Origin of the sequence: Antarctobacter sp. (assembly GCF_965277915.1) — a bacterium.
In the GTDB taxonomy this organism is placed as follows: domain Bacteria; phylum Pseudomonadota; class Alphaproteobacteria; order Rhodobacterales; family Rhodobacteraceae; genus Antarctobacter.
Window position 1 is genome coordinate 930,251 of the sequence record NZ_OZ255849.1, and the last position, 24,999, is coordinate 955,249.

Consider the following 24,999-nt stretch of genomic DNA (forward strand, 5'->3'; position numbering starts at 1 on the left):
CGATAAAGAGTTGCGGACCAAGTTGGGTCGCTGCCATCACACATCTGCCGAAGCAAATGCTGCCAGATCGGCGTGTCACTTGCGGCCAGATCCGTCCTGAGCTTCGATTGCGGTTCGCAGCCCCGCCATCTTCCCGCCGCCTCTCGTCAGTCGAACCTCAAGACTTGCCCCACGGATCTGCCCAAGGCAGATACTTTGACATACAGCCCAAGACCCACCCATGGCCCGCAAACCCGCCCTCACCACCGACAAGCTGAGAGACCTTGGCGCCGAGAAGCTCGCGCAGTTGGTGCTGGACGAGGCAGAGCGCAACGCCGGGTTCCGGCGGCAGGTCAAGGCAGCGCTGGCCGGCAAGTCCGGGCCGCAGGCCATCGCCAAGCTGGCTGACCGGCGGCTTTCCGGCTTGGCGCGGGCGAAGAGTTTCATCGAATGGGACAAGGCCCGCGCCTTTGCCGAGGACCTGCGCAGCCTAACTGATACCCTTGCCTCCGAGCTGGGCCCCGCCGCGCCTGCGTTGGCCGTGGACCGGCTGCTGCGGTTCATCGCCACGCATGAACAGGTGTTCGAACGCGTCGATGATCCCTCGGGCCGTGTTCAGGACGTCTATTATCAGGCGATCGCTGCGGCCGGCGACCTGGCACCGCGGCTGACACCTGCTGAGGCCGATCAGTTGCCCGAGAAGATCATGGCTGCCCTGGGCGAAAGCACGCATGGGTACCTGGCCGAAGTCACCACCGCCATGGCGCCGCATCTACCACAAGACAGCCTGGCGCGCTGGGATGCTGATCTGAAAGAGGTCATCACCGAGCGGCAGGCCGAGGAAGCGTCGCGCGCGCCGGAAGGCTGGTTTTATTCCATGACCTCGCAATGGGTTGAGATGCGCCAGGCCATCGCCAGGGCGCGGGGGGATCTCGATCTGCTCGTCGCGCTGGAAACAGCAAAGCGCCCGCACATGCAGGACACCCTGAGAATCGCGGCACAGTTTCTTGAAGCCGGGCGCAGTGCCGAGGCGCTGGATTGGGTGCGCAAGCCGGGGCGGCGCGCTCTTGTTGAGGACGAGGAGGATATGTCCCCGCCACGGGTCAGCCTGGAGGCGCGCATTCTGGGGGCCCTAGGCGACGCACCTGCCGCGCAGGCCCTGCGCTGGCAGTGTTTCGAGGCGACCCTGTCCGCCGAGATCCTGCGGGACTACCTCGGCGAATTGCCGGATTTCGAGGATATCGAGGCCGAAGACCGCGCTCATGCCTATGCCCTGGAAAAGGCTACGCCCGAGGCCGCCTTGCAGTTCTTCCTGGACTGGCCCCGGCAGGATCTGGCAGCCAAGCTGATCGTGATGCACCCGGACCGCTGGGACGGTGGCGATTGGCACATCCTGCCCAAAGTGGCAGCGCTTCTGGAGCACGATCATCCGTTGGCCGCGACAATCCTCTACCGCGCCTTGTTGGACGACATCCTGGCCCGCGCGCGGTCCAAGGCCTATGGACACGGTGCGACATACCTCGGGAAACTGGCCCTGCTGGCAGAAGACGCCGATGCCGCACGCTCCGGCGAATTCCCCAGCCACGCCACCTATCTTGCTGGGCTCAAAAAGGCGCACCACCGGAAATCAGCGTTCTGGTCCCATGTCCGTGAGGGGGAAGAGGAGAAGACGCCACAGGCCGGCACGTTCCGTCGCCCTGTTTGGGCCAAAGGGGGTGAGTGGCGGCCCATTTCCGACCTTGGACACATGGTCGGGAAGCTGCAGTCGTGGCCCGTCGAACCTGCCATTCGCTGCAATTGCGAAAACAGAGGTCGGCCGATCCCACAGTCTGCGGACGAAGCGGACCGCTGTGCTAAAGTGCGCCGTCTCCTTCAAAACGACTGACCTGCCCCTTGCCTGTCCCCCTCATTCATAACGAGAGTCTGCAGGTTGGATCTGGGTATTCGGCTTCTCCGTCTGGCGCAAGCGCGCCGGGCGCGGAGCCCTCAAATTGCTCAAGCGCTCGGCGCGCTTGCTGTGGCGTTTTGTTGTTCAGGGACGAGTGTGGCCTGACCGCGTTGTAGTCGTAGCGCCAGAGGGCCAGCTTGCGCCGTGCGTCGTCCAGGGTGTCGAAGATCTCCTCGTTGAGCAGCTCGTCCCGCAGGCTGCCGTTGAAGCTTTCGATGAAGGCGTTTTGCTGCGGTTTGCCAGCGATCTCCTGCATTTCCTTGCGGATATTGGCACAGTCGGGCGGGCGTTCTCGCCGGACTGTCTTGGGATCGCCCCCCCCTCTCGGGACATTGCTGCGCAATGCCCTGCCGGGCAGTGGACAAGCCGACACGCCCGGCGCTGCGAGATGTCATGATCCCGCATCACCCGGAGCGCCGCATCTCGCCGCTTGGTCGTTCGCCATTGTCCTCGGACCATGTATGGATGGCCCCTTGGCAAGAGCTTTGTTCGGGTCCGGCAATCTGGTCGGTCGCGGCCATGTATTCGGCGTCTGTGTGCAGCGGTTTTACGGCTGCGCGCCCTGATGAAGTCAGCCGGCGGGCGGGTCCCGATCAATGGCACGCACTTCGAGGTGCTCCGGTCCGAACTGGGTATCCCGTTCCGCTTCTTACCGTCCCTGTGCCATCAATGGCACGCACTTCGAGGTGCTCCGGTCCGAACTGGGTATCCCGTTCCGCTTCTTACCGTCCCTGTGCCATCACCTCACGCTGCGCCTCACCATCTCTGGGCCTGCCGGTTCGCGACCGGCTTGGCCGTTCTTTGCCTGGCCGTTCTTTATCGTCTCAAGCCATGGTGTTCCGGTAGCTGTCGCCCCGCCTTATCAGCGCCCAGATCGTCCGGGCCATGCGGTTAGCCAGTGCGATAGCGACCACCTTTACGGGCTTGCGGGCGAGCATCCGGTCGATCCAGTCCGGCACCCGGCCTGATGCACCCTCTCTACGTCCGCGCCGCGCACTGATCTGGGCCATGGCGCCGAGGTAAAGCAGCCTGCGCAGGTACCGATTGCCAGCCTTGGAAATCCGCCCGAGCCTCTCTTTCCCGCCACTGGAATGAGCTCGCGGCGTCAGGCCGAGCCACGCCGCGTAGTCGCGCGCGCTGCGGAAGGCGGCCACATCGGGGGTGGTGGCCGCAAACGCGCTGGACGAAATCGTACCCACCCCGGGTACCGTCGCAAGTCGACGCGCCAGCGCGTCTTCGCCCTGCATCTCCCCGATCCGCGCAGTGACCTCTTCGATCCGGGCCTGTGTGTCGCGCAGTTGACCGGCCAGCATGTCCAGCGCCGGACGCGCCGTAGAATGCACGTCGCGGGCTGCGTCGAGCAGGCGATCGACGTGATGGATTCCCTTCGGCACGACGATCCCGAACTCGCCGAGGTGCGCACGGATCGCGTTTACGATTTGCGTTCTCTGCCGGACGAGGAAGTCCCGTGCCTTGTGATCGAGCAGGGCCGCCTGCCGCTGCGCCGACTTCACCGGCACGAAGCGCATCGTCGGGCGGGTCACCGCCTCGCAAATGGCCTCGGCATCAGCGGCATCAGTTTTGCCCCTCTTCACGTAGGGCTTCACATAGGCGGGCGGCATGAGACGGACTTCATGGCCAAGGGTTGCCAGTTCTCGCGCCCAATGATGGGCCCCCGCGCAGGCTTCCATGCCAACGAGGCAAGGGCCCAGCCGGGCAAAGAACACCAGGACCTGCGACCGCCGCAACTGACGGCGGCAGATGACCGTGCCTTCCGTGTCCACTCCGTGAACTTGGAAAACGTTCTTGGCCAGATCGAGGCCGATGGTGTTAGGTTGGTCCATGGATGGCTCCTCTCAGGTGCGGGCTTTCACAGACCCACCTTGGCACAACGCGAAGCCGCTGGTGGAGCCATCCACACCATCAATGGCGCATCAATGGCTCACCGTTAGCTCTTTCCCAGTAGGTCCTTCAAGACGACGTTGTCCAACATGGTATCGGCCAACAGGCGCTTGAGCTTGACGTTCTCGTCCTCCAGTGCCTTCAGCCTGGCGGCCTCGGATACGTCCAGGCCGCCATACTTGGACTTCAGCTTGTAGAACGTCGCCGTGCTCAGGCCATGCCTACGGCACACCTCCGCAGTCGGCATTCCGTTCGGCGCTACGATTGATCCACTGGATCAATCGCTTCACGCTTGAACCCTTTTCCTTGATCATCCCGATGATTTGCGCCTCGGTGAAACGGCTCTTTCGCATTTGTCTGCTCCTTCAAAGTTTGCTCTGCCTCTTGGTAACTGGACCGCTTGAAGCTGGAGTTTTCGGCTAAGCTTTCCTGGCTGGGAGAGGAGCGGAAACGCATGAAAGCATCGAAGTTCACGGAGTCGCAGAAGGCGTTCATCCTGAAGCAGGGCGAGCAAGGAACACCCGTTGCGGAGATCTGCCGCAGTTCAAGCGTATAGAAATCGATCCAGTGGATCGATTTTAGCGCCGAACGGGATCAGCCAGGCGACATATTTCAACTGGAAGAAAAGGTACGGCGGCCTGCTGCCGGACGAGATGCGCCGGCTGAAGGCTCTGGAAGATGAGAACACGCGGCTGGAGAAGATCGTCGCGGACCTAACGCTTGACCGCGAGATGTTGCAGGACGTGATCCGGCGAAAGCTCTGAAGCCTGGCCGTTTGCGCGAACTCGTCACCGGGATGTGCGTCGACTGGGGCGTGTCGATCCGGAAGGCCTGTGGGGCCATCTGCTTCGACACGTCCAGCTACCACTACAAGTCCCGGCGCACGGATCAGGCTGCTGTCGAGATGCGGATCAAGGAGATTTGCGAGACACGCGTTCGGTATGGCTACCGGCGCGTCCACGTTCTGCTGCGGCGGGAGGGCTGGACCATCAACATCAAGAAGACACGCAGGATTTACAATGAGTTGGGTCTGCAGTTGCGGAACAAGAGTCCGAAGCGTCGCGTGAAAGCCAAGCTGCGCGAGGATCGCGAAGAAGCTATTGGGCCGAACGACGTCTGGGCTATGGACTTCGTTCACGACCGACTCGCCATGGGAAAGAAATTGAGGATCCTGACCGTGGTCGACACGCATTCGCGGTTCAGCTACCGCGGCGAGGACGTGGTTCAAACGCAGGAAGGGGTCTGCGGCGGGATCGGCTATCCAAACACCATTCGAGTCGATAATGGCAGCGAATTTATCTCTAGCGACCTGGACCTGTGGGCCTACGCCAACGACGTTACGCTGGACTTCTCACGGCCAGGTAAGCCGACAGACAATGGCTTCATCGAGGCCTTCAACAGCAAGCTTCGGTCGGAGTGCCTGAACGCACACTGGTTCATGAGCCTTGCCGATGCTCAGGAAAAGCTGGAAGATTGGCGTAGACACTACAACGAGGATCGTCCCCACAGCGCGATCGGATACAACGTCCCGATTGCCATGCATTATCCCGATGACGTCACCAGCCCGTCATCGTGAAACAGCCGGAAAAATCCAGCTTCCGGTGGTCCAAACATGGGGAGCAGCGCAAGTTGGCGCAGACTCTACATTACGGTGAGGGATTTCGCGGGGGCAGGTCACGACGACTGCCCGTTCTTGAACAGCCTCCTTGGGCAATTCAGTTCTCATGTTGCCAAGCACGTCCCGCGCCTCCTCGATGCGGAGGTGCTCCTGCACAGCCGCTTCAAGACTGCGACATTGTTCGGCGTCATGCCTGCCAAGCAGGCGAGGCAGGGGCTTGCGTGCCCTTTTGTCTTTCCGAAGTGCGGTATCGGGTCAGCCTGATCGGCGACGTGGCCTTGTGCCACCGGCTTAACCAAGGAAAGCTCCTCGATCATCCCGAGCCGCACTGGAACGCCCCTCCGCTTGACGATCAGCGGGGATACTCGGCTACCGAAGCGCCGTTCACCGGATCATCAGGGCTGTTCCCAGGCGTCTTCCCATTCGCTCAGGAAACTCCGCCGGTTCAACGGGTCGAGATAGACCATCAGGGCCGGGCCAAGGCGGATCGGCCCGAATCCCGTCGAGCGCAGATCCGTGTTCTGGCTCAGCGGCGGAAGCGGCCAGTCTCCGTTCGTCTCCCGCATGCCGAGCTTGGTCAGAAGATCGATAAAGGCCCCTGCGACGGCCGGTTCTTCGGCGGCCTCGGGGATCAGCGCCGTACGCAGCATGACGTTGTCGAAGTCCTGCATCCTGAGGATCTGAACCTCGCCGCCGGATTCCTGCGCCAGCCGGTCGGCGGCATAGCTTCCCAGCACGTTGTAGGCGAGCGCAAGGCGTCCGTCGGTCACGTCGTCGATCATCTGCCCGGAGCAGCAGTAAAACTGCGGATCGAGGCGCCCCATGACCTCGCTCAGCCGCCAGTAGGCATCCGTCGAGCGGGCCTCTTGCGTGGCGAAAAGATAGCCAAGACCGCTGACCCGCACGTCATATGTCCCGACGGCCCCGTTGAAACGGTCGGGATTGTCGCGCAGGACTGCCGTCAACTCCTGCCGGGTGACAGGCAGGGGCAGGCCCTCGAAATGCCTGGTCGAGATCACGACGACGGCGGGTTCTGTCGTAAATGCGAAGATCAGGTCGCGCCAGCGCGCCCAATCGGGCAGCGCCTCGGTCGCCTGCGAGCGATAGGACTGCGCGAAACCGTCGTTGGCCAATCTGAACTGAAGGTCCATCGCGGAGGAAAGTGCGAGATCGAACGCGGCACCATCGCGAATGGCGCCGTGCAGATCGGCCGAGGAGACGACCGAATAGTCGATAGAGATATTGGGCCGTTCGGCCTGGAACGCGATCAGGTAGTCCTCGAACACCTCCAGGTCGGCGGTCGAGACGATCCGCAACACGGTGTCGCCGGTGCCTTGATAGTACCGGTGGTCCTCCAGTTCGAGGGCCGCGGCCGTAGCCGCGATCAGCGTCAGAGCAATGGCAAGACAAGCTCGGCGCATGTGCCGGTTCCCCCTTCTGCAGGTCCAAGGTCAAGCCGCCCGCCATGTGCACGCAACACGTCACTGGCGATGGTAAGGCCCAAGCCGGAACCCACGATGCCTTCGGTGTGAGTGCCGCGTCGGAAGCGCTCTTTCAAGTGCTCGGCCGGGCAATCACCAAGGCCAGGGCCTTCGTCGCAGACCGAGACACGGGCCTCGGCGGCGTCGGCGGTGACGGCCAAGGTGATGAGCGTGTCCTCGGGCGAATATTTGATCGCGTTGTCGAGCACGTTGCGCAGAGCGTTGTCCAGCAGGACGGCGTCGCCCGCGACCTTGGCTGGTTCGGTCCGCAGGATCAGCCGGATTTCTTTCATTGCCGCCGTCGGCTCAAGCGCGGCGACGCACCGGGCCGAAATGTCCGCAAGATCCACGGAGTCGCGGGCCAGATCCTCGACCCGATAGGCCACGGTCGCATGGTCCAGAAGCTGACCGGCCGAGCGGGAGCTTTCGTCGACGGCCCGGATGATGTGCCGAAGGCGCTGCCGTTCGTCGCTGGCTTCGACCGACCGCAGGGCGATTTCGGCCTGCGTCCGGACCGTGGCGAGGGGCGTGCGGACCCGGTGCGCGGCCTCGGCGATGAAATCCTCGGACCGGCGAATGGACTGAGCCAGCCGTTCCATCAGGCGGTTAAGCGACGATAGGAGCGGTGCCAGTTCCTCGGGTGCTTCGCGTTTCACCGGGCGCAGGTCCGAGGGGCCGCGCCGGGCGACTGCATCCGCGATCTCGTTGAGGGGGCGCAGCGACGTGCGCGCGGCAATGGCCGACAGGGTCACGGCGACAATGAAGAAGGCGACCGACAACAAGGCCGCCAGTCGCGACAGCTCGCGTGAGATGGCGCCGACGCCGCTTCGTGTCTGCGCGACGCTGACCGATACGGTCAAAGGTTCCGCGCCGACCAGCACCGGGCGCGTGACCGACGCGATGCGGATCTCCTCGCCGTCGAAGGTGCCGGTGTCGAACAGGACGGTGCCGGGCGCCCGGGGCCTGTCCAGAACTGGCAGATTGGCGTAGCCGGTCAGGAACTCTTCGCCCGCGGCGACGTGGTAGAACACGCGGTCCTCGCCGATGGCACCGAGCATGGAAAAGGCCGAATAGGGCAGCTCGAGCCGTACCTCGCCCTGTTCGCTGCGCAGCGTTTCGGCGATGGCGGTGGCCGAGGCGGCCAGAACGTTGTCCTGTGTGCGCTCGGCGGCCTGCCGCGCCAGGCCACTTACCATACCCCAGCTCAGGATCGAGAGCAGAGCCGCCACCCCGGCAAGCAGAAGCGTCAGACGGCGGCCGATGGACCTGGTGCGGGTCACGGGTCTTCAGTCTCCATCCTGTAGCCGAGGCCGCGCACCGTTTCGATCCGGACGCCGGTGCCGTCGATCCGGCGCCGCAAGCGCCCGACATAGACCTCGATCGCGTTCTCGGTCACCGCGCTGTCATAGGAAAACAGCCGGTCCAGCAATTGACCTTTCGACAGGATCTGCCCCGGGTGGCGGGCGAAGACCTCCAACAGGCGAATCTCGCGGTTGCGCAGCTCGATCAGGCTTTTTCCCAGGCGAAGCGTGCCCGCGAACGGATCGAACACCGCCCGCCCAAGCGCGATTTCGTTGCGGGCCGATCCACCGCGCCGGCGCAGAACGGCGCGGCACCGCGCCTCCAGCTCGGAGAAGTCGAACGGCTTGGTGATGTAATCGTCGGCCCCCTGGTCCAGCGCGCCGACGCGGTCGGACACCTGGCTGCGCGCTGTCAGAACGATGACCGGGGTTTCAAGATGCGCACGGCTACGGGCCAGGAAATCGCGCCCGTCGCCGTCCGGCAGCATCACATCCAGCAGGATCAGGTCGTAGTCCGCGGCGGAAAGGCAAGCCTCGGCCTCGTCCAGGCTGGCAGCATGGTCGACGGCATGACCGTCCAGAACGAGCCGCTTTACCACGGCCTCGGCCAGTTCCTGGTTGTCCTCGACCAGCAGGTAGCGCACCGGGCTCTTCCCTCACAGCGGCGCGCGTCGCGCGCAGTCACTGGCTCGGGTGCCCGTGTCAGGCCCCTGTCAGCTTTGTGTGTTCAAACCGACGTATGGGCGGCGGAGGACCGCCTGTCAAATGGGAGGACTACCAAATGACATTCCGCATGACCCGCCGGGTCGTGATGGCCGCGGCTGCGGCTACGCTCGCTTTTTCCGGCACGGCCAGCGCCGAAGCGCACCAACAACTTGAAAGCCTGCACTTCATTATTCCCGGCGGCGCCGGCGGCGGCTGGGACGGCACCGCGCGCGGCACCGGCGAGGCGCTGACCAAATCCGGCATCGTCGGCTCGGCCAGCTATGAGAACATGTCCGGCGGCGGCGGTGGCGTGGCCATCGGCTACATGATCGAGAACGCCGAGAGTCTGGACGACACGCTGATGGTGAACTCCACCCCCATCGTGATTCGTTCGCTGACCGGTGTGTTCCCGCAAAGCTTCCGCGACCTGACGCTGGTGGCCGGCACGATCGGCGACTACGCCGCGTTGGTCGTTCCCGCCGATAGCGAGATCAAGGATATGGAAGGCCTTCTGGCCGCCTACCAGGAACAGGGTGACGATTTCGCCGTGGGCGGTGGCTCGGTTCCCGGCGGCATGGACCACATCGTTGCCGCGATGGTGATGGAAGCGGCGGGCGAGGACCCCATCGCGCTGAACTACATTCCCTACGACGCCGGCGGCGAGGCCATGGCCGGGCTCCTGTCGGGCGAGATCGACGCGCTTTCGACCGGCTTCTCCGAAGCCATCGCTCTGGCCGATCAGGGCGAGGTTCGTATCCTTGGCGTCACCGCCGAAGAGCGTGTGCCGGCCTATGACAGCGCGCCGACCTTCATGGAGCAGGGCATCGACGTCTCCTTCGTTAACTGGCGCGGGTTCTTCGCCGCGCCCGGCATCTCGGAAGAAAAGCGTCAGCAGTACATCTCGGCGCTCGAGGCGATGTACGAGACCGACGCATGGGAAGACGTCCGCTCGCGCAACGGCTGGGTCAACATCTGGAACCCGGGCGACGAGTTCCGCACCTATCTCGAAGGTCAAGAAGAGCAAATCGGCAACCTGATGCGGACGCTCGGCTTCCTCTAAGGCCGCTTGCGCGGACGGCGGACCATGCCGTCCATCGCGATAGCGAAGGCGCCGCCCCGATCCCGGGCGGCGCCACGAATATCAGCCTGAAATATGGGAGGGGACGGTATGGCGCTCGATCGCTGGATCGCACTCATTTTCGTCGTGTTCTGCTGCGCTTACGGCTACCTGGCCTTTTTCACGATGGACCAGCTTCTGCCGCCATTCATGCAGCGCAACCCGGTCTGGCCCTCTACCTTTCCAAAGGTTCTGTCGGTGCTGGGCGTCATCGTCGGATTGATCGTTCTTCTGGGCCTCGAAAAGCCGGCCCCAGGCGCAGAGCCTTCGGCCAGCGACATCAACTACCGCCGCCTTCACGAATATAAGCTGGGCCAGGCGCTCATGCTCTTGGCGCTCATGGTGCTGTATGCGCTGATGCTGCGGCCCGCGGGATTCCTGCTTGCCACGACGGTGTTCCTTGTCGGCGGCAGCGTCATCCTGGGCGAGCGCAAGTGGCACGTCATGGTGCCAACCGCCTTGCTCGCCACCGGCTTCGTCTGGTGGCTGGTCCAAGAGGTGCTGGGCATCTTCTTGCGGCCGTTTCCGTTCTTCATGGGGATCTGAACAATGCTTGAAGGTATCCTGATCGGCCTCGAGGCGGCCTTTTCGATCCAGAATCTGCTGATGGTCATCGCCGGCTGTCTCATCGGCACCTTCATTGGAATGTTGCCGGGACTGGGGCCCATGTCGATCATCGCCATCATGATCCCGGTCGCGATCTCGCTCGGCGACCCTGCGGCCGCTTTGATCCTGCTGGCGGGGGTCTATTACGGCGCGATCTTCGGCGGATCGACGTCGTCGATCCTTCTGAATGCGCCAGGGGTCGCGGGCACGGTCGCGACGTCCTTCGACGGCTACCCGATGGCCCGCAAGGGTCAGGCCGGCAAGGCGCTGACGATTGCCGCCGTGTCCAGCTTTGCCGGCGGCATGATCGGCGCGATCCTTCTGATGATCTTCGCGCCGGCGCTGTCGTCGGTGGCGTTGCTGTTCCACTCGGCCGAATACTTCGCGCTGATGGTTGTGGGCCTGTCGGCCATCGCCGCCTTCGCCGGGACTGGCCAGGTGGCCAAGGCGCTGATGATGACCATCCTCGGACTGATCCTGGCCACCGTTGGCGAAGGCGCGCTGTTCAACATGCCGCGCTTCACACTGGGGCTGATGGACCTGCAGTCCGGCATCTCGTTCATCACGCTGGCCATGGCCATGTTCGCGCTGCCCGAGGCGATGTTCCTTGTCCTGAACCCGGCGCGCGGGGGTGACGGCGAAAGCGACGGATCGGGCAAGATCACGGGTCTGCGATTCTCGAAGGACGAAGGCAAGGCGATGATCCCGGTCATCGGCCGACAATCCGTTCAGGGTTTCTTCATCGGGGTCCTGCCCGGCGCCGGGGCGACCATCGCGTCATTCCTGGGCTACGCGGTGGAGCGCAACCTGGCTTCCTCGGAGGAGCAGAAGGAATTCGGCAAGGGATCGGTCAAGGGCCTCGCCGCGCCGGAAACCGCCAACAACGCGGCCTGCACGGGATCCTTCGTGCCGCTGCTGACGCTGGGCATCCCCGGGTCGGGCACCACGGCGATCCTTCTGGGCGCGCTGATCGCACTGAATGTGACGCCCGGGCCGCGCCTGATGACCGACACCCCCGAGATCTTCTGGGCCGTGATCATCTCGATGTTCATCGGCAACCTAGTGCTTCTGATCCTGAACCTGCCGCTAATCCCCTATATCGCGAAGATCCTCGCGATCCCGCGGAACTTCCTAATCCCCTTCATCCTCTTCTTCACGCTTATGGGGGCCTATATCGGGCAGAACAACGCGACCGAGCTTCTGATGCTGGTGGGTCTCGGGGTCATGGCCACGATCTTTCGTTTCGCCGATTACCCGCTGGCGCCGCTTCTGATCGGGTTCATCCTGGGCACGATGCTGGAGGACAATTTCGCCCGGTCCATGCAGCTCTACCGCGGGATCGATTTCATTTGGGAACGCCCGATGACCTTGGCGCTGCTGGTGCTGGCATTGCTGCTGGTGCTCTTGCCCAGCTATCGCGCGCGCAGGGCGCGGGCCCGGGCCAAGGGCGTGGCCGATGGCGACTGAGGGTCCGCCCTCCGCACCCCTTGCCGGGGTGCGGGTCCTCGACCTGACCAACGTCCTGGCCGGACCCTTCGCCTGTCACCAACTGGCCCACCTGGGCGCCGAGGTCATCAAGGTCGAGGCCGTGGGGCGCGGTGACCTGGCCCGCAACCTGGGCGCCGATCCCGACCTGTCAGCGCGCGGCATGGGGATCAGCTTTCTCGCCCAGAACGCGGGCAAGAAATCCCTGACGCTGAATCTCAAGGACCCGCGCGGGAAGGACGCGCTGAAACGGCTGGCCGGACGCGCCGACGTGGTGGTGGAAAACTTCCGCCCCGGCGTGATGGATCGCCTGGGGCTGGGCCATGCGACGTTGAGAGCCGAGAACCCCCGGCTCGTCTACTGCGCGATCTCGGGCTTTGGTCAGTCCGGGCCATGGGCCGACCGCCCGGCCTACGACCAGATCGTACAGGGCGTCTCGGGAGTCATGTCGATCACCGGAGATGCCGACAGCTCCCCGTTGCGCGTGGGCTATCCGCTGGCCGACACGGTGGGCGGGCTGACGGCGGCGATGGCCATCTGTGCCGCGCTGAACGCAGACCCGCGCGGCACCTTCATCGACATCTCGATGCTGGAATCGGTCCTGGCCACGATGGGCTGGGTGGTGTCGAACCACCTGATCGGCGGTGTCGATCCGCAGCCACAGGGCAACGAGAACCCGACATCGGCACCATCGGGCACGTTCCAGTGCGCCGACGGGTTGATCAACATCGCCGCCAACAAGGACGAACAATGGGTCGCTCTGACCCGCCACCTGGGGCGCGAGGATCTTCTGGACGTGCGCGACTTCGCCACGCGCGAAAACCGCAAGACGAACCGGCTGCGCCTGCGGGCGGAACTGGAAACGGTGCTGACCACGCGCGCCGCGCGCGATTGGGCGTGCGAGCTGAATGGCATCGGCGTGCCCGCGGGCGCGGTCATGTCGGTCCCAGAGATCCTGGCACACCCCCAAGTCGCCGACCGCGATTTCCTGGCGCGGTTCGACGATGCGCCCGGCGTCGGTCGGCCGATTGACCTTGTGCGGATCGGCGCGATGCTGGACGGCGTCCGCCCCGCCGTCGCCGCCCCGCCCCCTGCGCTCGGGCAGGATACTGGCGCCATCCTGGCCGACCTGGGCTACAGCGACGCCGAGATTGCCGAGATGCGTAAGGAGGGCGTGACTTGACCGACGCCAAGGATGTTTCCGACTGGTGGCGCACGGCCATCATAGACATGGAGCCAGGCCGGATCCATCTGCGTGGGCGCCCCGTGCAGGACCTGATCGGGACCACCGGCTTCGCGCAGATGATCTGGCTGATGGTCACCGGTGAGGAGATCCAGGGCCACCGCGCCGCCTTGTTCGAAGCGGCATTGGTGGCCGCGGTCGATCACGGGCCGCAGGCGCCGTCGATCGCGGCGGCCCGCATGGCCGCGACCTGCGGTGTCGGCCTGCAATCGGCCATGGCCACGGGGCTGAACATGCTGGGCGACGTGCACGGCGGGGCCGGAGAGCAGGCGGTCGAGCTGTACCGCGCGGTCGAGCAGTCGGGACCGGACGGGCTGGCGGTGGCATTGGACGACTGGCGCGCCGCGCACGGGCGCTATCTGCCCGGGTTCGGCCATCGCTTTCACAAACCCGTCGACCCGCGCGCCCCGCGCCTTCTGGCGCTGGTGGACGAGGCCGCCGACGCCGGCGTGGTGGCCGGTGCCTATGCCGAAATCGGGCGGGCGATCGAGGGCCACTTGGCGCGCGAACGCGGCAAGCCCGTGCCGATGAACATCGACGGCGCCACCGCCGTCATCTATGCCGAACTGGGCTGCCCCCCGCCCTTGGCGCGCGGTTTCTTCGGCCTGTCCCGGTCCGTGGGCATCCTCGCCCATGCTTGGGAACAACGCCAGCAAGGTGGCCGGAACAAGGGCCCGACACCGCCTGCTTTCCGGTGGACATACGATGGCGGCTGAAGCCCATGCGCGGATGATTAGGTACCGGGGCCGGCAATCGGCAGCGCTTTGGCGACGCGTCAATGCGTCCGGCGCAAGACACTGCCCATTACTGCCGTTGAGCGACCCACAAACCGTTGTACACTTTGGCTTCTTCCGAAACGTAAAGCGATCAATCCTTAGCTTACCATTGAACCATGGCCAAACTTTCCCTGTCACGACACCATCGCGCCCCCTGAGTATTAGATGCCGTACATCCCCAATAGCCCAGACATTCCAAGAGCCCTACTAGAAGCCCACGAAAGCGGAACAGTCGTTTTTTTGCGGCGCAGGAATGTCTAACCAGAGGTGGTCCTGAATTTTCGACCAGTTTGCCGCCAGGCTAAGCTATAGCATGGGGTTCATTTCAGGCGGCAGTTTTCAGGTTCTGGGTCCGGCTAAAATATGCTTCGCTGGACGTCAGAAGCCCATGGGATGAGTGCGGGCATTTTTCGTTATGTAGGCTCTGGTTCGATGCTTGTTTGAGGTTAAATGGCAGCGCAGTGATACTGCACTGCCGGCCTTTGGAATGCTTCAGAACAGCTCCAAGGCGGGAGCAAGCCCGATAGTTGTCGAGACCCCTACCAACGTGACCATCGCGGCGTCCTCAAAGGCTAGCACGACGTTGCCGTCAGCATTGACAAAGCTGAATTGGTCAATCACCTCCGCTGCGCTAAGCGTGCCATGGGTATCGGTCCAGAGCAGATCGTCAAAGCGCAGCACATCTCCTTCGGCCAGCGAGAAATCGGCGATGATGTCCATGCCAAAATCATCTTGGAAGACAAAGGTGTCAGCACCGTCCTTTCCTTCGAGCAGGTCATTGCCCGCCCCACCGTCCAGCACGTTGGCCTCGGCGTTGCCAATCAGCCGGTCACCGCCGGAACCGCCGGTGGCGTCATTGCCAGCATAGGGCTTCCAGTCCGTTTCGCCCAGCGTGCCGCCATTGTAGCCCAGTGTGTCGATAAGGAACTGAGCCATCTCCATGCCATAAGATTGATATCCGCTGTCGCCCCAATGGAGTCCGTCTTTGCTGGGGACCTCGTCATTGCTGGTCACGTTTATCAACAGATCGTCAGTGGTCACCGGATTGTTGAAAAGATGCAAGTTGCCCTTATCTGCGCCGTCCTCGCCCCGTATGCGGTTGACAACTGTCACGATGCCTTCGGTCTGTAGACGCGCGTTGGCTTGGGGATCAGCCTGTCCCGCGGCATAGCTTTGGGCGGCAATCTCCCCAGGCGTCAAGGCGTAGGCACCTTCGTTGTAGTACTTGATCCATTCTTCCGGAATAACGGTAGAATCTGTAGTATTTGCAACGATCGGGGCCAGAGTTGAAACAACAAGATGCTGGCTCTCACCAGTTACTGCCGAGAACTGGTTGATTGCATTTTCGATATTGGTAGAGAGCGCCATGTTGCCGCTGATATCGGTGAAACGAATGTTTTCCAGCGCCTCCGCGTCATGCTGCATGTTGAAACGGATATCGTTGATTCCAGCGTATAAGAGCGTGACGTCAGGAGCGAATTTTTTAAGTTGCTCATCCAGGCCAGATTCGAGTCCCGTCTGGAGGATGAATGAACGATCTGGATTATCTGGATTTAGACCGAGCCGACGTCCGGTGTATCCGGTATGCTCTAGGTCTACCCCTTTGACAGTCTGTGGTTTCTCACCCACAAAATCGATAAAAACGCCCTTCTCCAGAAGCGCATCAAACAGCGGTTTGCGGAAACCGGAAGCACTCCCCCCGACGCCAACCGTCAACGAGTCGCCGATCGGCAGAACTTTTGCCGCATAATTGTACCCCTGTTCCTCAAGGTCGATGATGACCCCAGCGGTTTCGCCTGACAAATCGACCGGCACCGACGAAGAGCGCTCCACCGAGATCACGTAATCGTTGAAGTCAAAGTCGCTTTCGGGCCCAACATAGTCCTCGAAGCCAATCAGGTACTGCTCGCCGCGATAGCCGCCGATGGCAGCGACCGTTACTTCCCACACATCAGTGTTCAGCGGGGCGTCGAACGCGTGGTGAATCTCAGACATCACGGTTCCACCGGGGGGGCAGACTGGTCCTTCTGGACCGCCCAACGGGCCACATGGAGGCGCCCAGGTCAATGTGTCGTGCTGGTACCCTGTTCCGGGGTCAAACCCGAAATAGATATCCCAAGGCGCGCCGATGGCAAAGCTGTTGAGGGCGTCATCCGACTGTCCGTCACTGACAAGAAATAGGCCGAACTGATCACCCGGATCAACTCCGCCAAAAAGCGCGTCCAAACTTTGCGGGCCGCTGTGTTCGAAATCCTCGAAGATTCGGGTCTCGCCGATTTCGCCATCCTCAATGCGGTAGACCCCAAGCACATTGTCGAGGCTGGTTTCGCTCGACACGAAGTTGATGAAGAGATCGCCGGTCCCATCCACGGTCAGCGCCTCCGGATCGGCACCGCTTCTCGAATTCGGGTAAAAGATCGGGACGTCGTTGCCTTCGCCGATCACATTCGGGAAGGTTTGCGTCACTCTGATCGCGCCGGCGTCGAACAGGTCTTCGAGCGTCAGAGAGCGCCCGTTCCGGATTATGGCGATTGCCTGGAAATCGGTGCCGCTGCCGGTAGGATCGATCTCGATCCGCGACAAGGTTCCGTCCTTTACAAGGCGAAGGTAGCCAAAATAGTCGCTCACGTGTCCGGCCAGATTTTTTTCGCCCTCATATTCAAACCCTTGAAAGATCCCGCGGAACTCCAGCTTGTCTCCCTCGGCTAGGTTGAAGTCCTTCAGGTCGAGCATCGACGTTGGGCGGGCTTCCGTGAACACATAGGTATCCGCGCCTTCGCCGCCGCGAACCGGGCCACCGCCTGGGCCAGGAATCAGCACGTCGTCGCCGTCTTGACCGAGGAGCTTGTCTTCGCTGCCCAGGCCCCGGATCAGCGTGTCGATACCCGGCAGTCCGCCCAGAATGTCGTCTCCCGGGGTGCCCAAGATCTCTGTTTGGGACGTGGCCAGTGGCGCCACGTCGGTTACGAGGATTGCGCCGCCGTTCACCAGATCTTCGAGCGTCAGAGACCGCCCATTGCGGACGATGGCGATTTCTTGAAAATCCGTGCCACCGCCCGTCGGGTCGACTTCGATCCTTGACGTCGTACCTGCCTTGACGAAACGCAGGTAACCGCTCAGATCTCCGCCGTTATAGCCTTGGAAGACACCGCGAAATTCTAGTTTGTCGCCCTCGGCAAAGTTGAAATCCTTCAGGTCGTCAAGACTGCCGTCGACTTGGGTAAGGACGAATGTGTCAGCCCCCTCGGCGCCACGGACCACGTCGTTCCCAGCGCCGCCGATCAGCACGTCGTCACCGTCCCGACCGACGAGTGTGTCATTGTTGCCCAAACCTCTGATCAGCGTGTCGAGCCCCGGCAATCCCCGCCGGAAATCTTCCCCAGGAGTGCCGAGCACCTCGACCTCAGTGGCTGGACTGTTTGATGAATTGAGTGGCATCGGATTTCCTCCTCATTGGTTAGATTCGATCGACAAGCGCATACCGGCACCGGCATGACATTCGGAAACATCATTGGGAGAAGCGCGCGCGGACACATTTACGCGCCGATATTGCACCAAACGATTTGCTTGTCTCTCAGCAGACTTTTGAGAAAAGCTTTGAGCGGATGTTCCCGCTGAGAAATTCGGACCCCGGCCCAAGTATTTTTCTTTACCCCGGCGAGAGGACAAAAAGGAACTGTAAAGCGGCTATTGATTCAGCGCCGGCCTTTTTCACTAATCCGTTGAATCCAGTAGTTTCCAAGCCTTTGAGGCGCAAACGATTGGCCCACGCCGGTCGGTCACGCTAGAGATCTTGGGATCTGAATACCCCTCCCCCCCCCCCCCCCAATTGGCAGACCCACCGACCAACAAGAGAACAGATGCGTTTTTTGGTGTCTTTGCCCCATGTCATTGACAGAAACAAAAACTGAATGTGTCAAGAATATTTATCTGAGACTCGAATTTTCCTCTAACCCTTGGACTGAGCTACTCCCCATCTTTTGGACAGGAACTGGCGTAATTTAAGCTACTCGTTGCACCTGCTGATCGGGTTGGTTGATATCATTTCTCTGGCAATAGACCAGCGCCGGTGGCTTGCCGCCGAGGGCTGAGTGAGGGCGCTGGTGATTGTAGAAGGTCATCCATTTCCGGATCGCCGCCTTCGTCTCCGATCCCGTCTCCCAGGCATGAAGGTAGACGCACTCGTATTTCAGGGTGCGCCACAACCTCTCAATGAAGATATTGTCGAGGAAACGGCCTTTCCCATCCATCGAGATCCGCACGCCCGAGCGGCGGACCCGGTCCGTCCAAGCGAAAGAAGTGAACTGGGATCCCTGATCCGTATTCATTATCTCAGGCGGGCCGAACTTGTGGATGGCCTCGTTCAGCGCTTCGACGCAGAAGTCGGCCTCCAGGGTGTTCGATATCCGCCAGGACAGAACCTTGCGGGTGTGCCAGTCCATGATCGCCACGAGGTAGAGGAACCCTCGCCGCATGGGCAGATAGGTGATGTCCGAGCACCAGACCTGGTTTGGGCGTTCTACTCGCAGGCTTCTCAGCAGGTAGGGATAGGTCTTGTGCCCCTTCGTTGGCCTGCTCGTGTTGGGCTTCTGGTAAATCGGCATCAAACCCATAAGGCGCATCAGCCGCCGTATTCGCTTCTCGTTCACAAGGTGTCCGTCGTTACGCAGATGCCAGGTCATCCACTGGCCGGCAGGGCATTCCGCAGGAATGTCCCGAGAGGCTGCCGAACGCCGAAGAACGGGGGCTCCAGGTCCGAAGGACGCTCGTCGATCTGCCGCATCAGGCCGAGGTTCTGCTCGGTCTCACCCTTCGGCTCGTAGTAATGGGATGAGCCGGCGATCGACAGTAGCTTGCACTGCTGACCGATCGACAGATCCGGGTGGTCCGGCTCGATCATGCCGCGCCTCACTTCCCGCCCCAAGGCTTCAGCTTTCGTTCCAAAAAAGAGTTGGCCACCGCATTGTCGGGTTCTCTCGGACCGGTGGCGTTCACCCGCCAATTCACCCGATCTTGGCGTGCAGCTCCTTCACCTGCTCCTCGTCAATCTCGGGCCTCTTGCGGCCTCCGCGCTCGAACACGCCGGACGCGCCTTCGAGCAGGGCCCGCTTCCATTGATGGATCATCGTCGCCTCTCTGTGTTTGCATGCAAACACCTGCCGGTCCTAGATGCACCCCGAACCGGCTGGCCAGCTCGGCCGCGTTGTTCGGGCTTACGCCGCGCCACTGGCGCGACGGTCCCTCCAACCCTCGCCTTTCAGGGCTTCCAGCGCGACCTTAGCCTTGAACTCAGGCGCGTGCTGCTTCCGTTTCGACATCTATGATCTCCTTCTCGTCGAAGATCAGCAGACTGCAAATCGTAGCTTATGTCAGTGTCCGAATTTCGGGGGGTGGCTCAGGGCTACGATGCTGACTGGTTCCGAGAAGCCCTGCAAGACAAAGGGATACGCGCTTGCATCCCCGGACGAAAGCAACGCAAGGCCCCCGTCAAATACGACAAGCGCCGCTACAAACGCCGTAACCGCCCCTATCGTGACATTGCTACGCAATGCACTGCCGGGCAGCGATGCGATATCATGTTCGGCAGGCTCAAGGACTGGAGGCGTGTGGCAACCAGATACGACAGATGCCCCAAGGCATTCTTCTCGGCCATCGCTCTCGCCGCACTCGTCATCTAATGGCTGTGAAACTCAATGAGTCCAGAGCCTACGCCGCACTGGAAACTGAGGACATTGCCGCGTAACTAACTGAAATCAGCCTCCGGCAAACCCGGTGCGGTTCAATACCAGCTTGAATCACGCTTAACAGAGACTGTGAGTCTCTTTTGTCAACATCGCCTGGAGCGGAACCTTGCCGCGTTTTATCGCTCTTACAGGACGGAGGCCATCAAGCCTTTCAGGGAGGTCTTTCGTTTTGCAATACGGCGCGCGAGGTGGCCCATAGACATCTGAAACGCAGCTTGCTTGGAACTGTGGAAATTTCGCCAAGAACAGCAGTCTCTCGGCCAATCCCAAAGACGAAATGGCCTGTGCCCCGGGATAAAAGCTTTCCGCCTGGATCCCATTTGCAAACACGATCTGATGCTTGCGAAAAAGCAAGTGAACGTATTTGACTTTGGATTTGCCTCTAGCGACCCTTGCTTTTCCGCCAGCTATCTTGGCAAGTTGACTTGCCCGTACGAGACGAAGGGCCCCTCCGGATTTTGGTGTGACGGCAATTCCGTGCTGAGCGGACACCAGCAAACCTCTGGGGTCTCCAGTCCAATCGCCATCGAGCCAGACAGGTTTGAGATCAGGATTTTCCAATAGATCGTCCTGATCAAGATTTCGCGTCGTATGCCACAAGACGGGTTGCGGCCCATCGTGAACGGTCTCCACCAGATCGCCAACGCCAAGTTGTTCCACCAGTTTTTCGCCATCTGGTGTCATGATCATGGTACCGGATGTGAAGCAGGGAATGCCCGACGCATACAACTGACCGGGTGTCATCTCGTAAGGGCTGACACCCTGCAGTGTGACAGTTTCGCCCAAAGGAAAAGTGAGTACCGCGTTTCCATATCCATCGTCCGATACGCTCACATCGTTTGCCGTTACCGGTGCCCCCTCAGCCGTGGTGAGCTCCGATACATCGAAACGGTCGTTCGACGCACCGTCCCCATCGGAATCCCCAATATCGAAGTCCGTTACGGTATCGTTTCCGGCACTTACGGTTATGACGAAGACATCGTTTCCTTGTCCACCAGCCAAGGTGTCGTTGCCGTCGCCGCCCGCCAGGCTGTCGTCGCCGTGGTTGCCCTCGATAAAGTCATCCGCGCCGGTGCCGATGATCGTGTCGTCGCCATCGCCGCCGTCGATTTCGTCGATACCGGTCAGCTTCGGGCCCGACGACATGTCCATCAGGTCGGCGGCGCCGGTGCCCAGCACGACATCATGCCCGCCCGGGCCGCCGTCGATCTCCTCGATGTCGGTCAGGTTGCCGAGGTGGCTCTCCACGCGGAACACGTCGCTTGCGCTTGTGCCCTGGACGACATCGTACCCCGCGCCGCCGTCGATCTGGTCGGTGCCGGCGTAGGATCCGTAGATCGAGAAGGTGTCGTTGCCGTCGCCGCCCGCCAGGCTGTCGTCGCCGTGGTTGCCCTCGATAAAGTCATCCGCGGCGGTGCCGATGATCGTGTCGTCGCCATCGCCGCCGTCGATTTCGTCGATACCGGTCAGCTTCGGGCCCGACGACATGTCCATCAGGTCGGCGGCACCGGTGCCCAGCACGACATCATGCCCGCCCGGGCCGCCGTCGATCTCCTCGATGTCGGTCAGGTTGCCGAGGTGGCTCTCCACGCGGAACACGTCGCTTGCGCTTGTGCCCTGGACGACATCGTACCCCGCGCCGCCGTCGATCTGGTCGGTGCCGGCGTAGGATCCGTAGATCGAGAAGGTGTCGTTGCCGTCGCCGCCCGCCAGGCTGTCGTCGCCGTGGTTGCCCTCGATAAAATCATCCGCGCCGGTGCCGATGATCGTGTCGTCGCCATCGCCGCCGTCGATTTCGTCGATACCGGTCAGCTTCGGGCCCGACGACATGTCCATCAGGTCGGCGGCACCGGTGCCCAGCACGACATCATGCCCGCCCGGGCCGCCGTCGATCTCCTCGATGTCGGTCAGGTTGGCAAGGTGACTCTCCACGCGGAACACGTCGCTTGCGCTCGTGCCCTGGACGACATCGTACCCCGCGCCGCCGTCGATCTGGTCGGTGCCGGCGTAGGACCCGTAGATCGAGAAGGTGTCGTTGCCGTCGCCGCCCGCCAGGCTGTCGTCGCCGTGGTTGCCCTCGATAAAGTCATCCGCGCCGGTGCCGATGATCGTGTCGTCGCCATCGCCGCCGTCGATTTCGTCGATACCGGTCAGCTTCGGGCCCGACGACATGTCCATCAGGTCGGCGGCGCCGGTGCCCAGCACGACGTCATGCCCGCCCGGGCCGCCGTCGATCTCCTCGATGTCGGTCAGGTTGCCGAGGTGGCTCTCCACGCGGAACACGTCGCTTGCGCTTGTGCCCTGGACGACATCGTACCCCGCGCCGCCGTCGATCTGGTCAGTGCCGGCGTAGGACCCGTAGATCGAGAAGGTGTCGTTGCCGTCGCCGCCCGCCAGGCTGTCGTCGCCGTGGTTGCCCTCGATAAAGTCATCCGCGCCGGTGCCGATGATCGTGTCGTCGCCATCGCCGCCGTCGATTTCGTCGATACCGGTCAGCTTCGGGCCCGACGACATGTCCATCAGGTCGGCGGCGCCGGTGCCCAGCACGACATCATGCCCGCCCGTGCCGCCGTCGATCTCCTCGATGTCGGTCAGGTTGGCAAGGTGACTCTCCACGCGGAACACGTCGCTTGCGCTCGTGCCCTGGACGACATCGTACCCCGCGCCGCCGTCGATCTGGTCGGTGCCGGCGTAGGACCCGTAGATCGAGAAGGTGTCGTTGCCGTCGCCGCCCGCCAGGCTGTCGTCGCCGTGGTTGCCCTCGATAAAGTCATCCGCGGCGGTGCCGATGATCGTGTCGTCGCCATCGCCGCCGTCGATTTCGTCGATACCGGTCAGCTTCGGGCCCGACGACATGTCCATCAGGTCGGCGGCGCCGGTGCCCAGCACGACATCATGCCCGCCCGGGCCGCCGTCGATCTCCTCGATGTCGGTCAGGTTGCCGAGGTGGCTCTCCACGCGGAACACATCGCTTGCGCTCGTGCCCTGGACGACATCGTACCCCGCGCCGCCGTCGATCTGGTCGGTGCCGGCGTAGGACCCGTAGATCGAGAAGGTGTCGTTGCCGTCGCCGCCCGCCAGGCTGTCGTCGCCGTGGTTGCCCTCGATAAAATCATCCGCGCCGGTGCCGATGATCGTGTCGTCGCCATCGCCGCCGTCGATTTCGTCGATACCGGTCAGCTTCGGGCCCGACGACATGTCCATCAGGTCGGCGGCACCGGTGCCCAGCACGACATCATGCCCGCCCGTGCCGCCGTCGATCTCCTCGATGTCGGTCAGGTTGGCAAGGTGACTCTCCACGCGGAACACGTCGCTTGCGCTCGTGCCCTGGACGACATCGTACCCCGCGCCGCCGTCGATCTGGTCGGTGCCGGCGTAGGACCCGTAGATCGAGAAGGTGTCGTTGCCGTCGCCGCCCGCCAGGCTGTCGTCGCCGTGGTTGCCCTCGATAAAGTCATCCGCGGCGGTGCCGATGATCGTGTCGTCGCCATCGCCGCCGTCGATTTCGTCGATACCGGTCAGCTTCGGGCCCGACGACATGTCCATCAGGTCGGCGGCGCCGGTGCCCAGCACGACATCATGCCCGCCCGGGCCGCCGTCGATCTCCTCGATGTCGGTCAGGTTGCCGAGGTGGCTCTCCACGCGGAACACATCGCTTGCGCTCGTGCCCTGGACGACATCGTACCCCGCGCCGCCGTCGATCTGGTCGGTGCCGGCGTAGGACCCGTAGATCGAGAAGGTGTCGTTGCCGTCGCCGCCCGCCAGGCTGTCGTCGCCGTGGTTGCCCTCGATAAAGTCATCCGCGGCGGTGCCGATGATCGTGTCGTCGCCATCGCCGCCGTCGATTTCGTCGATACCGGTCAGCTTCGGGCCCGACGACATGTCCATCAGGTCGGCGGCGCCGGTGCCCAGCACGACATCATGCCCGCCCGGGCCGCCGTCGATCTCCTCGATGTCGGTCAGGTTGCCGAGGTGGCTCTCCACGCGGAACACATCGCTTGCGCTCGTGCCCTGGACGACATCGTACCCCGCGCCGCCGTCGATCTGGTCAGTGCCGGCGTAGGACCCGTAAACTTTAAAAAAATCGTCCCCTTCTCCACCGTCAAGCGTGTCATTGCCCTGACCTCCATTAATTGTGTCGCTGCCAGAGTACCCTTGGATGGAGTCCGCCTCCAACGTCCCATCGATTTGGTCATCGCCAGAGGAACCTTTTATGTTCGACATAGTTTTCTCTGATGCTGATCTGGATAGCACTTGATAGTGCTGAAACGCTAATAAATCATTGTGCTCGTCGTCAGATGATTTGGAGCACGAAGGCCTGACTGGGAACGGAGGGTCTGGCTCGGTCGGGTTTTGGTTTATGCTGCGGTCTGGCGATGCAGCAATCGGCGCTTCTCGACGGTCTTGGCTTTGACCTCCTTTCGCCGATTCAGGATTGCGTGCTTCACGGCCGAGATAGACATCGGCAGGCGTGAGGTTGCCGAGGCTCTCGTGGTCGCGGTCATGATTGTAGTGGTCGATGAAGGCCGCGACAGCCTCTTCGAGAGCCCCGGGCTAGTAGTCGTTCTCAAGGAGAATTCGGTTCTTCAGGGTCTGATGCCAGCGCGCGATTTTGCCTTGGGTCTGTGGGTGCCGGGGCGCGCCGCGGACGTGATCCATGCCCTAGTCGGCAAGCCAATTGGCCAATTCGCCGGAAATGTAGCTGCTGCCGTTGTCGCAGAGCGGCCTGGGCTGTTGGACGACGGTGGCTCGGTCGCAGCCCGAGGCGACTAGGGCATCTTCCAGCGTAGCTGTCACGTCTGATGCCTTCATCGTCGGGCAGAGCCGCCACGCGACGACGTAACGGCTGTAGTCGTCGAGGATCGTCGAGAGGCAGAACCAGCGCCAGCCGATAACCTTCAAATGGGTGAAGTCGGTCTGCCAGAGCTGGTTCGGGCGGGTCGTCTTCTCATGGAATTCGTTTGCCGCCTTGATCACGACGAAGGCGGGGCTGGTGATCAGGTCTTGTGTCTTCAGAACCCTGTAAACGCGGGCCTCCGACACGAAGTAGCGCCGGGTATCGGTGAACCTGACCGCAAGTTCGCGGGGCGATTC

Annotated in this window: 13 protein-coding genes and 6 pseudogenes; 8 read left to right on the forward strand and 11 right to left on the reverse strand. The window is 62.4% G+C overall.

Features of this window, described 5'->3' with window-relative positions; all coding sequences use genetic code 11:
- The first annotated feature begins 220 nt into the window (after positions 1-220).
- The gene (locus tag ACQY5B_RS05445) at positions 221-1,864 is read left to right on the forward strand and encodes a DUF6880 family protein (RefSeq protein ID WP_420326042.1); all 1,644 of its coding nucleotides are present in this window, start codon (positions 221-223) and stop codon (positions 1,862-1,864) included.
- Positions 1,865-1,889: 25 nt separating this feature from the next.
- On the opposite strand, the pseudogene ACQY5B_RS05450 reads toward ACQY5B_RS05445, so the two are convergent.
- The 3 genes and pseudogenes from ACQY5B_RS05450 to ACQY5B_RS05460 all read right to left on the reverse strand — a co-directional run.
- Positions 1,890-2,168: pseudogene (locus ACQY5B_RS05450) on the reverse strand (integrase core domain-containing protein); the annotation flags it as partial.
- A 583-nt stretch (positions 2,169-2,751) separates the two neighbouring features.
- Positions 2,752-3,771: an IS110 family RNA-guided transposase gene (locus ACQY5B_RS05455; RefSeq protein ID WP_420324722.1), complete on the reverse strand. Its 1,020-nt coding sequence runs from the start codon at positions 3,769-3,771 to the stop codon at positions 2,752-2,754.
- Between the two features lie 110 nt (positions 3,772-3,881).
- Positions 3,882-4,182, reverse strand: a pseudogene (locus ACQY5B_RS05460) (transposase); the annotation flags it as partial.
- 101 nt (positions 4,183-4,283) lie between these two features.
- Between ACQY5B_RS05460 and ACQY5B_RS05465 the strand changes: the two are divergent.
- Positions 4,284-5,405 (forward strand): annotated as a pseudogene (locus tag ACQY5B_RS05465) (IS3 family transposase).
- 437 nt (positions 5,406-5,842) lie between these two features.
- Here ACQY5B_RS05465 and ACQY5B_RS05470 read toward each other — a convergent pair.
- The 3 genes from ACQY5B_RS05470 to ACQY5B_RS05480 are packed head-to-tail and all read right to left on the reverse strand — an operon-like array spanning position 5,843 to position 8,873.
- Entirely contained in the window at positions 5,843-6,868 is a 1,026-nt protein-coding gene (locus ACQY5B_RS05470) for an ABC transporter substrate-binding protein (RefSeq protein ID WP_421917692.1), read from the reverse strand.
- A complete protein-coding gene (locus ACQY5B_RS05475) occupies positions 6,838-8,208 on the reverse strand; it encodes a sensor histidine kinase N-terminal domain-containing protein (protein ID WP_420326039.1) in 1,371 nt (456 codons plus the stop codon). The genes ACQY5B_RS05470 and ACQY5B_RS05475 overlap by 31 nt, the downstream gene beginning before the upstream one ends.
- Complete coding sequence (locus ACQY5B_RS05480) at positions 8,205-8,873, reverse strand: response regulator transcription factor (protein ID WP_305972548.1); 669 nt, start codon at positions 8,871-8,873, stop codon at positions 8,205-8,207. Before ACQY5B_RS05480 ends, ACQY5B_RS05475 begins: the two co-directional genes overlap by 4 nt.
- Positions 8,874-9,010: 137 nt before the next feature.
- On the opposite strand from ACQY5B_RS05480, the gene ACQY5B_RS05485 reads away from it, so the two are divergent.
- The 5 genes from ACQY5B_RS05485 to ACQY5B_RS05505 all read left to right on the forward strand — a co-directional run bounded on the left by ACQY5B_RS05485 (position 9,011) and on the right by ACQY5B_RS05505 (position 14,101).
- Complete coding sequence (locus ACQY5B_RS05485) at positions 9,011-9,994, forward strand: tripartite tricarboxylate transporter substrate binding protein (protein ID WP_305972549.1); 984 nt, start codon at positions 9,011-9,013, stop codon at positions 9,992-9,994.
- 108 nt (positions 9,995-10,102) lie between these two features.
- Positions 10,103-10,597, forward strand: a complete 495-nt coding sequence (locus tag ACQY5B_RS05490) for a tripartite tricarboxylate transporter TctB family protein (protein ID WP_420326038.1) — start codon at positions 10,103-10,105, stop codon at positions 10,595-10,597.
- A 3-nt stretch (positions 10,598-10,600) separates the two neighbouring features.
- Entirely contained in the window at positions 10,601-12,124 is a 1,524-nt protein-coding gene (locus tag ACQY5B_RS05495; RefSeq protein WP_305972551.1) for a tripartite tricarboxylate transporter permease, read from the forward strand.
- Positions 12,114-13,325, forward strand: coding sequence for a CaiB/BaiF CoA transferase family protein (locus ACQY5B_RS05500; RefSeq protein WP_420326037.1), 1,212 nt, complete (start codon positions 12,114-12,116; stop codon positions 13,323-13,325). The genes ACQY5B_RS05495 and ACQY5B_RS05500 overlap by 11 nt, the downstream gene beginning before the upstream one ends.
- A 47-nt stretch (positions 13,326-13,372) precedes the next feature.
- Positions 13,373-14,101 (forward strand): citryl-CoA lyase, encoded by a 729-nt coding sequence (locus tag ACQY5B_RS05505; RefSeq protein ID WP_420328702.1) that lies wholly within the window; start codon positions 13,373-13,375, stop codon positions 14,099-14,101.
- A 552-nt stretch (positions 14,102-14,653) separates the two neighbouring features.
- On the opposite strand, the gene ACQY5B_RS05510 is transcribed toward ACQY5B_RS05505, so the two are convergent.
- From ACQY5B_RS05510 to ACQY5B_RS05520, 3 genes and pseudogenes are all read right to left on the reverse strand, one after another.
- Positions 14,654-17,599, reverse strand: coding sequence for a type I secretion C-terminal target domain-containing protein (locus ACQY5B_RS05510; protein ID WP_420326036.1), 2,946 nt, complete (start codon positions 17,597-17,599; stop codon positions 14,654-14,656).
- A 563-nt stretch (positions 17,600-18,162) separates the two neighbouring features.
- A pseudogene (locus ACQY5B_RS05515) lies at positions 18,163-19,046 on the reverse strand (IS3 family transposase); the annotation flags it as partial.
- 118 nt (positions 19,047-19,164) lie between these two features.
- Positions 19,165-19,287, reverse strand: a complete 123-nt coding sequence (locus tag ACQY5B_RS05520; protein ID WP_305972074.1) for a hypothetical protein — start codon at positions 19,285-19,287, stop codon at positions 19,165-19,167.
- 270 nt (positions 19,288-19,557) lie between these two features.
- Between ACQY5B_RS05520 and ACQY5B_RS05525 the strand changes: the two are divergent.
- Positions 19,558-19,839: pseudogene (locus tag ACQY5B_RS05525) on the forward strand (transposase); the annotation flags it as partial.
- Positions 19,840-19,962: 123 nt separating this feature from the next.
- Here the strand turns inward: ACQY5B_RS05525 and ACQY5B_RS05530 are convergent.
- Positions 19,963-24,081 carry a Hint domain-containing protein gene (locus tag ACQY5B_RS05530; RefSeq protein ID WP_420326035.1) on the reverse strand — a complete coding sequence of 1,373 codons (4,119 nt, stop codon included), beginning with the start codon at positions 24,079-24,081 and terminating at the stop codon, positions 19,963-19,965.
- 182 nt (positions 24,082-24,263) lie between these two features.
- Positions 24,264-24,996, reverse strand: a pseudogene (locus tag ACQY5B_RS05535) (transposase); the annotation flags it as partial.
- Between the last annotated feature and the right edge of the window lie 3 nt (positions 24,997-24,999).